The sequence below is a fragment of the Streptomyces sp. CWNU-52B genome (genome assembly GCF_047444975.1).
GTDB lineage: Bacteria > Actinomycetota > Actinomycetes > Streptomycetales > Streptomycetaceae > Streptomyces.
In genome coordinates this window covers 1-13,437 of sequence record NZ_JBLFJV010000027.1, presented here as the reverse complement: position 1 = coordinate 13,437, position 13,437 = coordinate 1, and the positions used below count along the sequence as shown (strand labels likewise).

Here is a 13,437-nt window from a genome sequence, read left to right as displayed (position 1 = left end):
GTCCGTCCGGCATGTCCGATCGGTGCGTCAGAGAGAGCGCAGCTGGTCGAGCGTGCGCTCCAGTTCCTCCCTGAGCGTGCGCCCCGCCGCCTCCGCGTCCCCCTGGATCACGGCGTCCACGAGCGCGGCGTGACCGTGGTCACCGTGGTTCGGGTCACCCGCACGCAGGTCGAGCAACTCGACCAGGTCGCACAGCCCTTGCCGCAGCACGGGGACGAACTCGGTGAACAGGCCCGTGAGCACCGGATTGTGCGCGGCGGCGACCACCGCCGTGTGCAGCGCGATGTCGGCGTCGACGAACTCGGCGTCACCCGCCTCCGCGGCGGTGCGGCGCCCCGCCAGGGCCGAGCCGAGGGCGAGCAGGTCGTCGTCGGTACGGCGCCGGGCGGCCAACTGCGCGGCCTCGACCTCGATGAGCACCCGGACCTCGTACACATCGGTGAGGGCGGCCCGACGCAGCCGAGCGGACCAGTCCTCCTGGGGGCTCGTGGCGATGACGAAGACACCGGAGCCCTGGCGGGGCCGCACCAGCCCCGCCCCGGCGAGTGCGCGGAGCGCCTCCCGGACCGTGGAGCGCCCCACGCCGAGCGACGCGGCCAGGGAGGTCTCACCGGGAAGCTTCGTCCCGACGCCCCAGGCGCCGTCGGCGATCTGCTCACGCAGCCGCTCGGTCGCCTGCTCGACCAGTGGTGACGGTCGCAGAGCACTCAGTGACATGTGATGCCCGCCTCTCCACACACCTCAGGTTGTCTGAGGAGTTCGATTGCCGTTACTGTACCCGGCATGCCGCCGCGCGAGTCCCTTCTCCTTGCCTGCCGCTGCGGGGCCTGACACGACCGGCCCCCCGCAGCGGAGGCCGTGCTGCGCCGGTCGTCCGACGGCCGACCGAAAGAAGTCCCGCGCCATGGCTGCGTCCCCTGCGACGACCCCCGCCGTCCCCTCGGCGTTTCCCACCCTGCGCACCCCGTCCGGTGCCCTCCCCGCGGATGCCCCGCTCTGGAACCCCCAGCGTCCGAGCGCGATGCCGCACCATCGCTACCGGCCCGCCCACACCCGGGTCCCGCTGCCCCTGACGGACCGGACCTGGCCGGCCCGGCGGCTCCAGCGGGCCCCGCTCTGGGTCCCGGTCGACCTGCGGGACGGCAATCAGGCGCTGGCCGAGCCGATGGACACCGAGCGCAAGCGCCGCATGTTCGACCTCATGGTCACCATGGGGTTCAAGGAGATCGAGGTCGGCTATCCCTCCGCCAGCCGGACCGACTTCGACTTCGTACGGCATCTGGCGCACAGCGGCGCGGTGCCCGAGGACGTGACCGTCTCGGTCTTCACGGCGGCCCGCCGGGATCTGATCGACCGGACCGTCGCCTCCGTCGAAGGACTGGACCGTGTTGTCGTCCACCTCTACACCGCCACCGCTCCCACCTGGCGGAACGTGGTCCTGGGGCGGTCCCGTGCGGAGGTCCACGCGCTGATCCGGGACGCCGCGACCCACCTGGTGCGGCGGGCCGAGGAACACCCCGGCGCCGACATCCGGTTCGAGTTCTCACCCGAGGTCTTCAACCTCACGGAGCCGGACTTCGTCCTGGAGGTGTGCGACGGCCTGACCGAGCTGTGGGACGCGAGCCCGGACCGGCCGGTGATCCACAACCTGCCGGCCACGGTGGAGATCGCCACCCCCAACGTGTACGCGGACCAGATCGAGTACATGGACCGCCGGCTGGCCCGCCGTGACTCCGTGATCCTCTCCGTGCATCCGCACAACGACCGCGGCACCGGCGTCGCCTGCGCCGAACTGGCCGTCCTGGCCGGGGCGCAGCGCGTGGAGGGCTGCCTGTTCGGCAACGGCGAGCGCACCGGGAACGTCGACCTGGTCACCTTGGCCCTCAACCTGTACGCGCAGGGCGTGAACCCGATGATCGACTTCTCCGACATCGACGTGGTGCGCGAGGTGGTGGAGCACTGCAACCGGCTGCCGGTGCATCCGCGGCACCCCTACGTCGGCGACCTCGTCCACACGGCGTTCTCCGGCACCCACCAGGACGCCATCGCCAAGGGCCTGGCCCAACACGCCAGGACCGCCGCCGAACTGGGGGTTCCCGCCGGTCTGGCTCCGTGGACGGTGCCGTACCTGCCGATCGACCCGGCCGACCTCGGCCGCACCTACGAGGAGGTCATCCGTATCAACTCCCAGTCCGGCAAGGGAGGCATCGCCCACCTGCTCCTCACCCACCACGGCCTGGACCTGCCGCAGGGCATGCGTCCCGACTTCTCCCGCACCGTCCAGCAGGTCACCGACGCGAGTGGGCGGGAGCTCTCCCACGAGGAGCTGTGGGATCTCTTCCGCAGCACCTACGCCGCCCCGGCCGAGGACGGGCCGCTCACGCTGGAGTCCTGGACCACCGGGGTCGCCGAGGCGACCGGCTCCGGTGAGCACACGGAGCCCACCACACACACGTTCACCTGCACGCTGCGCGTCGACGGGCGGGCGCGCTCCTGTGTGGGAACCGGTCACGGGCCGCTGTCGGCCCTCACCGACGCGCTGCGTACCGTCGGCGTCCCCGTGGACATCCTCAGCCACCGCGAACACCCCACCGCCGCCGGTCCGGACAGCCGGGCCGTCGCCTACGCCGAGTGCCGGGTGAGCGGCGTCACCCGCTGGGGAGCGGGCCGGGACACCTCCGTCCTGACCGCGTCGGTGCACGCGGTCTTGGCGGCCGTCAACCGGGCCGGGCGGGCGTGACCATGAACGGGACTCCGGTGCTCCACGCGCACGACGTGGACCTCGTCCGCGACGGCAACCCGATCCTCCGAGAGGTGTCCCTGACCGTCCGGGCCGGCGAACACTGGGCGCTGCTCGGCGCCAACGGCGCGGGGAAGACCAGCCTCCTCGGTCTGCTCGGCGCGCTCACGCATCCCACTCGCGGGACCGTGGAGGTGCTGGGCCACGAGCTGGGCCGGGTCGACCTGCGGGAGCTGCGCTCCCTGGTCGGGCACGTCGACCCGAGGCATCCGCTCCGTTCGCCGCTGACGGTTCGCCAGGTCGTACTGACCGGGCTGACCAACACCACCGAGCCGCTCCCCCGTTGGCGCCCGGCGGCCGAGCAGGTCGCTCGGGCCGAGGAACTCATCGCCCTGCTCGGCCTGGGCGAACGCCACTCGGCACGGTGGCCGACCCTGTCCCAGGGGGAACGGGGCCGTACGCTCATCGCCCGTGCCCTGATGCCCAGTCCGCGCCTGCTGTTGCTGGACGAGCCCGCGACCGGCCTGGACGTGGCCGGCCGCGAGCAGCTCATCGAGCGGATCGACGGCCTGCAGCACACGTATCCGGATCTCGCGTCGGTGCTCGTCACCCATCACCTGGAGGAGCTGCCGCCGGGCACCACCCACGTGCTGCTCCTGCGGGACGGGCGGTGCCTCGCCTCCGGTCCGGCCGACGAGGTCCTGACCAGCGATCAGGCCAGTGAGTGCTTCGGTCATCCGATCCGTCTCTCGCGCGCCGACGGACGGTGGAGCGTGCGGACCGGGCGTCCGGCGGGACCGGGCGCCGGGGGGCGTGCGAGTGGTGGTGTGGGTCGTGTCGCGATTCCTTGCGATTCCGCACAACACCCCGCGCGAGGGTAGGGCGGACCAAGTGGGGGAACGTCACAGTAGGTTGCCCCCACAGCCATCAGGAAGGACCATCCGTACTTCAGGCCCCCCACGCACCAAGGAGTCACACATGCTGCGCGGCATCGACGTAAGTGCCTATCAGTCGTCCTCGTACAGCACCGAAGGCCTGTCCTTCGTCCTCGTCAAGGCCACCGAAGGCCGTACGTACGTCAATCCGAAGCTGAGCGCGCAGACGAAGCGGGCCAGGGACGCCGGTTGTGTGGTCGGGTTCTACCACTTCCTGTGGCCCGGCAACCTCACCGCTCAGGCCGAGTACTTCGTCAGCAAGGCCCCGGAGAAGGCCGGCGACATCCTCGCCGTCGACTGGGAGACCACCGGCGAGGGCACCCACGCGAGCAACGCCGAGAAGGACCGCTTCATCCGCAAGGTCAGGGAACTCCGGCCGAACAACCGGGTGATCCTGTACTGCAACCGGAACTACTGGCTGAACGTGGACACGACCTCGTACGCCGGTGACGCCCTCTGGATCGCCGACTACGTCACGGCCGGCGAACCCCGCATCCAGGCCAAGTGGCGCTTCCACCAGTACACGGACGACCCGCTGGACAAGAACGTCGCCGATTTCTCCAGCAAGGCCGCCCTGCGCGAATGGGCCGAGGACGCCTGATCCACGTAAGGACGCGCTTCTGACGGAGTGGGTCCGGCACCGAGGCCCCGGTGCCACACTGAGCCCCTGCGCGGTCGTACAGAGAAGCCGATGCCGGGGGGCTCCATGGCAGAGACCGATCCGGTGGAAACCGCGTGGCGGATCCACGCGGTGCTCACCGACTGGACGGGCAAGGTGGACTCCAAGGCGGTCTTCGCGCTCACCCTGGAGTCGGCGACCCTGGGCGCGCTGATCGCGGTGTCCGGCCCCGGCCACCGGCTGGGCGAACTCGACCACACCTTGTCCAAGGTCCTGCTGTGGCTGGGCTCGGCGCTGCTCGGACTCGCCGCCCTCGCCTCCGTGTCCGTGGTCGTCCCACGACTGCGCAGCGAACCCGGGCTCAACAGGGAGCACCACTTCATCTACTTCGGCGATCTGCGCCACTGGGACCCGCACCACCTCGCCGAACGGCTGGGCCAGGTCTCACCGCTGGAGAGTCTGACCCAGCAGCTGGTGACCATGAGCCAGGTCGCCTGGGTCAAGCACCGGCGGGTGCGGCAGTCGCTGACGCTCGCCGTCGTCGGCGCCCTGTCCGTCGTCCTCGCGTGGCTGCTGGGCTGAGCACCGTGACGGTCCGCCGCCCCACCACCTTCTGGGAAGTACTGGACCCCTCGGACCAGGACACGCTGCGCCGGGCGGCGACGCACTCCTCGCTCCCCGCCGCCGCGCAGTTCCTGGCCCAGGGCGAGGACTCCGACCACCTGATCGTGCTGCTGCACGGCTGGGTCAAGGTGGTCGCCCAGTCGCACGCCGGTTACCGCGCCCTGCTCGCCCTGCGCGGCCCCGGCGAACTCCTCGGCGAGCAGGCAGGACTCGAAGGGCGGCGCCGGTCCGCCTCACTGCACACGGCCACCCGGGTCGAGCTGCTGTACCTGCCGGCCCCGCGCTTCCACGCCATCGCCCACGGCAACGTCCGGGTCGCGGCGGCGCTGCAGCAGACGCTCTCCCAGCGGCTGCGCGAGGCCGATCTCCAGCGGACCGGCATCACCGAGCCCGTCCCCGCCCGGCTGGCCGCGCTCCTCCTCGACCTCGCCGAACGCTGCGGGTACAGCGAGCCGGACGGCTCCGGCCGGCGCATCGCGCTGCCCCTGTCCCAGGACGACCTGGCCGGCCTGGTCCTCAGCTCCAGACGCACGGTCAGCCGCGTACTGGAGCAATGGCGGGGCCGGGGCTGGATAGTGACGGGCCGCCAGTCGCTGCTGATCCGCTCCGTGGACCAGCTGAAGACACAGGCCTTCGGCGACTGAGCGGCGCGGGCGCGGCGTCAGCAGGGGGTGTGGCTCACCCCCTCCGCGGGCGCCTTGAGGATGCGGTACCCCTTCGTGCGGGTCAGGTGGTAGGTCACCGTCCACGCGTCGCAGGTGTCGTCGGGGTTCGAAGCCGGTCCGTAGCCGGCGTCCTGGTGGCTGGTGAAGTGCACCGTGGCGAGGGTGTGCGGGCCGGAGACCGACAGTGCGCCGAGGACGATGTCCGACTCCTCGGTCGTACGCATGGAACGCGTCCAGCCCTCGCGGCTCGCGGCGGAGCCGGTGTCGACCACGTTCGACGCGGGGTCGTAGTACGTCATCGCCTTGTCGTAGTTCCGCTGGTTGACGGCTCCGTAGAAGCGGGCGAACAGGGTGGCCACCTCGTCGGCCTCCGGCTCGTCGGCGACCTGGGAGTAGTCGACGCTCGCACCGGGCGCCGTGGCCCGTCCCCGGGTGCCGGTGTCGCTCCTGACCGTCGAGTCCACCGTCGAGTCCACCGACGACGAGCCGTCGGCCGAGTCGTCCGAGGTCATCGCGGCCAGCAGGCCGATGACGACCGCCAGCACGATGATCACCAGCAGCACCGTCAGCACGCGTCCGCCCCACGAGGGCGGGGCCGCCGACGGCGCAGCGGGCGGCGCAGCGGGCGGCATCGGCACGGCGTCGGCCGGGGTGGACCCGGGCGCGGTGGTCCGGCCCGCGGCCGCCGCCGGCCGGGGCCTCGGGGGCGGTGCCGGGAACTGCTGCCCGACGGGCCGGCCCGGGGGCGGGACGTACGGCCGGCCGAACGGGGCCTTCTGTTTCCGCTCGGCCAGGGCCTGTTTGAGCACCCGCGGCCACTCCTCCAGCGCGGGCCGGCTCCGCGGGTCCGTGTTCCTGGCGCGCTCCGCGAGGTTCGCCAGACCGGACGAGACGGCGCGCAGCCCGCTGAGATCCGTACTGTGCTGATCCCGGTTGAAGACCCTGGTCGCGATCAGGCCGAACTTGTACGAGTCCGAGGCGGCCGTGGCCTTCGCCGCCTCGGGCACCTCCCAGGCGTCCGTCTCGACCTGCGCCAGCACGTCCCTGCCCCGCAGCCGCATCGAATCGCAGTCGATGAGCAGGCAGTTGGGCTTCGGGACGAGCGTGAACAGGACGTTCTTCGGTGAGAGGTCACCGACGATCACCCCGTGCCGGTGCAGCCGGGTGAGCAGCCCCGCCAGGTCGAACAGCAGGCCGAGCCGGTCCTCGTCGCCGACCGGCAGGCCGATCCGGGTGGTGAAGGCGTCCTCGTTGAGCAGGAAGGCCATGTCCTGCGCCTTCGTGCAGCCCAGTACCGCGTTGCTGATCTGGTACTCCGGCTTGATCCGGGGCATCAGGAAGCCGGTCACCTGCATACCGGAGTTGAGCGACGGCTTCAGCCGGGTGGGCCGGCTGCCCATGTAGATCATCGCGAGCGGCCAGGTCAGCCGCGCGTCCATGAAGGCCCAGTCGTGGCGATGGGACCGGCTCAGCTCCTCACGGAAGACGAGCATGTCGTAGAGCACGTCGCTGTCGGTCTTCTGCGGTTCGTGGAACTCCTTGTAGACGATGTCCGCACCGGTGAACCTGCCCGGCGGATCGGGCACCCGGTAGACCGTGCCCTGGCCGCCCCGGCCCAACTGGTGTGCCTGATAGTCCCCCAGCTGATCGGGCCGGGCGTAGCTGACCGGAACCGTCATGGCCGGCCTCCGGGTGGCTCGGTCCTCCGCGGCCACAGGACGACGAGCGTCCGGTCGTCGTCGAACGTCTCCCGTGAGAAGTCCAGCAGATGGGCGAGGCCCAGCGGCGGTACGGGCCGTTGCAGCCGGGCGCGGAACCACGCGGCCACCGCCCCCCTCCCGTCCCCGAGCGGATCGCCGAAGCCGTCCGTGCCGACGAACAGGACGGTGCCCTCCTCCAGGCCGAAGGAGAGCGGGCGGATCACCCCGGGGAAGAACGGCAGCGGGTCCACCGCGCTGGAGACCAGACCGTCCGCGCCCGGCATCTTGCCGCCCACCATCTGGTAGAAGTTCTCGTGCTTGATCAGCCAGGCCCCGGAGTCCCCGATCGAGACCAGGTTGATGAACACACCCTGTCCGGTGGGCGTCGCGGTACCCGCCACCAGCGTGGTGGCGAGCAGTTTCGCCGCCTGCTCCAGTCCCGCCCCGGGCTCGTGGAGGATGCGGCGCGTCTGCTCCACCAGTTGCCAGTGGACCGTCTTCAGCAGATGGACCCAGTCGGCCACGAAACCGTCGCCCGCCCGCACCTGTTCCAGCATCGTCTCGACCGCGCTGCGGCACGCCAGCTGGGACCCGATGTGCGGCTGCTCGGCGGCGGAGACCCCGTCGGCGACGGCGAACACCACGGTTCCGGTGCTCCGGTCCCAGGCCGCCGCCACGTCGTCCTCGCGGGGGCTGCCGTCGGCCCGGTGCTGGTAGCCGCGTACCGAGGCGAGGCGCAGGTGCAGTTCCTTCGTGGACCAGCCGTCGCACACGGTGTCCGGCCGGTAGGACAGCCCCGAGGGGGGCTTCGGCTCGAAGAACGCCACCGGTTCACCTACTTTCAGGGGCTGCCACAGCCGGCCGAGGTCGCTCGTCACCAGCTCCGGCCCGCGGGGGGCGGCAGACTCCGGGACCCTCGTGACGGCCGGCCGTTCTACCTCGGGATCCACGGCACCCGCGGCACCCGCGGGGCCCTCGGGGCCCTCGGGGCCCTCGGGGCCCGCCGCGCGCTCGGCTCCTTCCGCTCCCGCGGGTGCCTCGGGCCGTGTGCTCCCGGCGCTCATGACCTCGTACCGGGGATCGACGCCCGGCGTCCGCTCCCCGGCCGGGTCCGGGGTCGAGTCCGGCGTCGAGTCCGAGGCCGGGTCCGGCGTCGGTGCCGACTCCGGCTCCGGCTCGGGTTCGGGTTCGGGCTCCGGCGGCTCGTGCGCGGGCGCCGGCCTCTCCGGCTGCTGCCGGTCGTCCGGCCGCGGACGGTCCTTCCTCTTCTCCTGCCACCCCTGCCGGTCCTCGGCGGGGCGACCGAACAGCCACCGCATGTCAGATCACATCGATCGCGAGGGTGAAGTTGTCCGGCCTCTCCACCACCAGATGAGGGGAGGCCGAGTTGAGCGAACGCCCGGAAGCGATCACGCTCGTGGTGAGGGCCGCGCAGAACTTCGCGATGGCCGGCCCGACGTCGACGCCCTCGTTGGCGACGAAGCCGAACTCCGGCTGGGTGGCGACCTGGCTGATGATCTCCGCGTCGGCGTCCGAGATCCCACAGGCGATGATGTTCGGCGCCACCCGGGTCTGCGCGCGGTCGGTGAGCCGCCGGTGCGGGTCCTGCCAGTCCTCGTACGGGTTCGGCAGCCCGTCGCTGAGCAAGAACACGGCGGGCCTGTGCACCTGGTACCCCTCGGCCTTGAGGCTGTCGACGTCGACGGGGATCCGGGTGATCAGGTCCTCGAAGGCCGCCGCGTAACTGGTCATGCCGCGGGTGCTGAGCTGCGGGAACTCCGCGGCGCTGCGCAGGTCCACCAGGTGCACCCGCTCGATCACGTCGTCCGCGAAGCCCAGCACGGAGAACCGCACCTTGGCCGCCACCATCGGTTCCCCGAGCAGCGCCTGGTGCAGGGACCTCAGTCCGGCGTTCAGGTCGTCGATGTGACTGGTCATCGAACCCGACTCGTCGGCGAGGACGTAGATGGGGAGCAAGTGCCCCCTGTTGCTTTCCACCATCGTCTTGTGTCCTTGTCCTGTTTTTGTCGTGCGCTTGCTGTCGTGGGTGCCACGCGTGTCAGAACGCGTCCTCCGCCGACCGGAAACCGTCCGGTGGAACGAGCGAGAACTGTGGGTCGCCTGAGCTCAGTCGCTGCCCGTAGGCGACGATCGTGTCCCGCAGGAAACCCGCGCAGCTGTGCGCGGCGGAGGCCGTGTCCTGGTGCGGTGCGGCCATGAATCCGAACTCGGGGCGGGTGGCCACGGTCCGGACCGCGCGTGCCTCGGCCCGGCCGAGACCGAGCGCGACGAGATGCGGTGCCACCGGGTTGCCGCCCTGGTCGACCAGGTCCCGATAGGCGTCGTGCCAGCCGGCGCCCTCGTCGGGGACGCCGCCGGTGAGGAAGAAGACGATCGGCCGCAGCACCTGTGTCCGCTGCGTCTTGACCAGCGCCACGTCCTGCCGGAGCAGCGCCTGCAGCATGCGGAACGCCTCCTCGTACGACAGTCCCTGGCGTCCGGCGAGGATCGGGGTGCGGGTGCTGGGCAGCACGGTGTCCAGGGGCAGCCTCATCTCGGTGCCCGCCGCCATGCCCAGGACGCACAGCCGCAGTGCGGCCGAGACGGCGGGTGCGCCGGAGAGCGCCGAGTGCAGCGCGGCGAGACCGCGGTTGAGTTCGTCCACGCAGTCGCCGTCCAGCGACTCGTCGATGACCAGGTAGATGAGGGCGACGCCGGAGAACGCCGCGGTGCCGGGTGCCGGTGCCGGTGTGCCCGGCGCCCCCGAGACGGTCGGCGCGGTCGGCATGGCCGGTGCCGTGACGGTGGGCGGTGCGGCGGGCGAGGCCGGTGCGGCGGGCGTGGCCGGGGTCTGCCGGGCCGGCGGCGCGGGCGGGAGCTGTGCCGCGGCGTCCCAGGGCCGGGCGCCGGGCAGCTGGGACGCAGCGGCCGTCGAGAGCGTGACGTGACCGCCGGTGGCCATGCCGACCTGCCCGGTGAGCTGCTGGCGCAGCAGATCGAGGTCTCCGGCCTGGATGAGCCCCTTCTCCGCCATCACCTGGAACAGGCCGAGTGCCCGCTGGTTCTGCAGTTCGGCGGTGGCGTTGCGGGCCTCCTCCAGCCGGCGGCTCATCTCGAACGCCCCGGCGGCGTCGTCCGGATGGGTGTTCAGGTAGTGCCGGATCAGCCCCTCGCTGGTCGAGATCAGGTCGGGGAACGCGGCGGCCTGACGCTGGGTGGCCTGGATCTCGTAGGTCTGTCCGATCGCCTTGAGCTCGCCCTCCCGGTGGGCGCCGCCGGTGTTCGGCCGGTGCTTGGCGGCGCCGATGTTCTCCTCCCACTCCGCCTCGATCAGCGTCTCCAGGTAGGCCAGCGACTTGGCGTCGGGGCGCACCAGGACCCGGCAGTTGTCGATCACCAGGCCGGCGGACAGGGACTCCGGCGCGGCGCTGAGCTGGTTGAGGTGGCGCTGGAGGCCGAAGGAGTCGTCGATGCCGAAGTTCTGCCCGGCCGCGTGGAAGCGGCTGTTGAGGTGGCCGTGCACCACGGGGAGCGGGTCCCGCAGGCCGGAGCTCACCCATTTCTCGGCGCCCTGCCAGCCGTCGACGCGGAAGGTGAACGAGAGGGTCACCTCGAAGGCGTGCACTCCGTCCCGGGAGATCAGCGGGTGCTGGCCGAGGACCGCGGTGCGGTGCTGCTGGCGCATGTCGACCTCGTAGCGCATGCGGTACTTGGAGAAGAACTGCTGCCCGGTCCGCAGCGGCCGCCCGTCGAAGCACGCCACGTCGCCCGCGGCGGTGGCGTACACGACGGCCAGGTGCGGTTCCTTCGCCTTGGTCGGACCCACCGTGAGGCGGGGCACGGACGTCTGGCTGACGATCAACGACACCGGCTGGTTCACCGGGCACCTCCTGGCTGTGCGGGGAGACCGCGCGGGCCCTGGCGCAGGGCGTTGCCCAGGACCGCCGCGGCGCGGGGCAGGGGACGGAAGGAGTCGCGCTCGTTCCAGAGGGCGACGTAGCGCTGCAGGAGCAGGTTCACGCGGGGCCCGCGGGCGGCGATGTCCTCGACGAGCACGCGGACCAGGTCGTCGAGGAGCAGCGGGTCCGACTCGGCCTGGGCGGCCCAGCCGTGGAGCACGCCGGCGGCCTCCTCCGAGAAGAGCTCACCGCCGACGACCTCGGCCCACAGGTAGCCGAGCAGCCGCCGCAGTTCACCGTCCGGGGGCCCGGTCGTGGACAGCTGCAGGAGCGTGGGCCGGCTGCGCCGCACCGCGCCCGCGACCACCTCGTCGGTCACCAGGGAGTCGGCGAGGATCAGGAGGACTAGATGGCCGCAGGCCCGGCTCCGCGGTTCGTGCGCCATCTCGGCGACGGCGCGCAGCACCACGGGTGCGTGCTGGGTGACGTCCTCGGCCAGCATGTCGACGAAGCCGTCACCGATGGCGATGGCCACCTGGATGTGGTCGACCGTGCCGAGCCGGGTGAGGGCCTCGACGGCGGTGCCGAGATCGGTGCCGCCCAGGCACAGTCCGTACGCCCGCGCGGCCGCGGCCTGCGGCTGCCACGATCCGCTCAGGTACCACCTGTTGACCAGCGCGCGGACGCCCGCGCGCAGGGCGGGGTCCCGGGCGCAGACCTTCAGGGCGTAGGCGACGGCCTCCCGGCGCGGTGAGCCGCTGTCCTCGTGCTGGATCCAGCCCGCGAAGACCTGGTGGGCGATGAACTCGAACGACTCGGTGGCGATCAGGCCGAGCGCCGTCCCGGCGAAACTGCGGACCTGCTGGGCGGGCGAGTCGACCAACTCGGCCAGCCAGCCGATGAGTTCCTGCTGGATCCGGTACTCCGACCAGACGTGCCGGATGACGCGGGACGGGTAGTCGGGGTTGCGGTACTCGGCGACGGTGCACGGCAGCCAGCCGTAACTGCCCTGGGTCACGGAGCTGACGGTCCGGGAGCGCAGTTTCTCGGCGAGCAGTCTGCGGGAGTGCGCGAAGGGGTCCTGGCGCAGCGGGACGGGCCCCTGTTCGACGCTGGGCGTGAGGACGCCGCGCTCGCTGCGGAACCAGTCGAGGAGCGTGCTCGCGGCCAGCGCCACTTCCTCCTGCGGCAGGCCGCCGAGCACGGCGAGGGCGACGGCCTGGGTACGCAGCACGGTGTCGCCGAGTCCCTCGAACCACTCCTCCGGGCCCTCGCCGCCGGTCTGGTCCATCCGGGCCCGTACCCGGTCCAGGTCGAGATCCAGTACCTGGGGCGGTTCGAGACCGGCCGGGCCGTACTCCTGCGCGAGGACTTCCGCGAGCCGGGCCGCGTCACGGCAGGCGGCCTCCTCCAGGAGTTCCCGGGCCAGTTCGGCCACCCCGGCCATGTCGAGCACGCGCTCGGCCTCGGGCTCGCCCAGCCGGTGCCGCAGATGGGCTTCCAGTACGGCGTCCAGCGCTTCGGGACGGATGACGCGCTGGACCCACTCGCCGACGCCGCGGCCCAGTTCGTCCTCGGTCCCGGCGATCAGGACCAGGTGGGCGTCGGCCCGGTACAGCAGGTCCTCCAGGCCTTCGAGCAGCGGGCCGCGCAGCTCGCCGAGGTCACGGGGCCGGTCCAGGATGAGCCCTGCTCCGCTGCCGATCTGCTTCAGCTCGGTGAGGCGCGCCAGGTCGTCGACGGAGTCGAGCCGGTACCAGGTCTTGGCGTCACGGGCGATCAGCAGCCGTACGGCCGCCGCCGTCTTGCCGGCGCCGCCGGGGCCGCGCAGGACGACGGAGCGGCGGTGCCGCCAGGCGTCGGTCTGGATGTCGTCCCAGCGCGGCGGTTTCCTGAAGGCGTGCCGCACGGTCTCCACGAGCCCTGCGGACAGGGTGCGCAGGACGACGGCGCGTTCTCCCGAGGCCTGGACGACGACCTTGTCGCCGTGGACCCGGTCGCCGCCAATGTGGGTCCAGGCCTCGCGCAGCAGCCCGGCGCGCAGACTGCCCTGCCCGGAACGGGCGGTGGCGCCCTTGGCGTTCGCCCCCGCTCCGACGTTGTCGCCGCCGGGCGCCTGGGCCTGCTGGGCGCCGCCCCCGCCGGCCGGTGGGGGTACGTCGCCGCCACCGGGCGGGGGCGCGCCTCCCCCGCCGGGTCCGCCGCCCGCGCCCTGTGCGGCGGGCGCGGGCGCGGGCGAGGTCGGAGCCGGGGCG

10 protein-coding genes and 1 pseudogene are annotated in these 13,437 nt (G+C 72.1%); 5 read left to right on the top strand and 6 right to left on the bottom strand.

All coding sequences use genetic code 11. The features are described from left to right. Nucleotides 1-27: 27 nt before the first annotated feature. Nucleotides 28-717, bottom strand: a complete 690-nt coding sequence (locus tag ACLVWQ_RS24695; protein WP_414111352.1) for a FadR/GntR family transcriptional regulator — start codon at nt 715-717, stop codon at nt 28-30. Between the two features lie 187 nt (nt 718-904). On the opposite strand from ACLVWQ_RS24695, the gene leuA reads away from it, so the two are divergent. From leuA to ACLVWQ_RS24670, 5 genes are all read left to right on the top strand, one after another. Continuing rightward, the gene (gene leuA, locus ACLVWQ_RS24690; protein ID WP_414111351.1) at nt 905-2,740 is read left to right on the top strand and encodes a 2-isopropylmalate synthase; all 1,836 of its coding nucleotides are present in this window, start codon (nt 905-907) and stop codon (nt 2,738-2,740) included. Nucleotides 2,741-2,742: 2 nt separating this feature from the next. Continuing rightward, nucleotides 2,743-3,621 (top strand): ABC transporter ATP-binding protein, encoded by an 879-nt coding sequence (locus ACLVWQ_RS24685; protein ID WP_414111350.1) that lies wholly within the window; start codon nt 2,743-2,745, stop codon nt 3,619-3,621. 97 nt (nt 3,622-3,718) lie between these two features. Beyond that, entirely contained in the window at nt 3,719-4,276 is a 558-nt protein-coding gene (locus tag ACLVWQ_RS24680; RefSeq protein WP_414111349.1) for a glycoside hydrolase family 25 protein, read from the top strand. 105 nt (nt 4,277-4,381) lie between these two features. Continuing rightward, nucleotides 4,382-4,876 (top strand): Pycsar system effector family protein, encoded by a 495-nt coding sequence (locus ACLVWQ_RS24675; RefSeq protein ID WP_414111347.1) that lies wholly within the window; start codon nt 4,382-4,384, stop codon nt 4,874-4,876. Continuing rightward, nucleotides 4,861-5,562 (top strand): Crp/Fnr family transcriptional regulator, encoded by a 702-nt coding sequence (locus ACLVWQ_RS24670; protein WP_414111346.1) that lies wholly within the window; start codon nt 4,861-4,863, stop codon nt 5,560-5,562. The genes ACLVWQ_RS24675 and ACLVWQ_RS24670 overlap by 16 nt, the downstream gene beginning before the upstream one ends. A 17-nt stretch (nt 5,563-5,579) precedes the next feature. Here the strand turns inward: ACLVWQ_RS24670 and ACLVWQ_RS24665 are convergent, their stop codons facing one another. The 5 genes and pseudogenes from ACLVWQ_RS24665 to ACLVWQ_RS24645 form a co-directional block, all read right to left on the bottom strand. Continuing rightward, entirely contained in the window at nt 5,580-7,262 is a 1,683-nt protein-coding gene (locus tag ACLVWQ_RS24665; protein WP_414111345.1) for a hypothetical protein, read from the bottom strand. Further along, on the bottom strand, nt 7,259-8,602 hold the full coding sequence (locus ACLVWQ_RS24660; RefSeq protein WP_414111344.1) for a protein phosphatase 2C domain-containing protein: 1,344 nt from the start codon (nt 8,600-8,602) through the stop codon (nt 7,259-7,261). Before ACLVWQ_RS24660 ends, ACLVWQ_RS24665 begins: the two co-directional genes overlap by 4 nt. Before the next feature lies 1 nt (nt 8,603). Continuing rightward, nucleotides 8,604-9,284, bottom strand: coding sequence for a vWA domain-containing protein (locus ACLVWQ_RS24655; RefSeq protein ID WP_414111343.1), 681 nt, complete (start codon nt 9,282-9,284; stop codon nt 8,604-8,606). Between the two features lie 58 nt (nt 9,285-9,342). Then, a complete protein-coding gene (locus ACLVWQ_RS24650; protein ID WP_414111342.1) occupies nt 9,343-11,163 on the bottom strand; it encodes a vWA domain-containing protein in 1,821 nt (606 codons plus the stop codon). Continuing rightward, a pseudogene (locus ACLVWQ_RS24645) lies at nt 11,160-13,437 on the bottom strand (hypothetical protein); the annotation flags it as partial. The gene ACLVWQ_RS24650 and the pseudogene ACLVWQ_RS24645, both read right to left, overlap by 4 nt.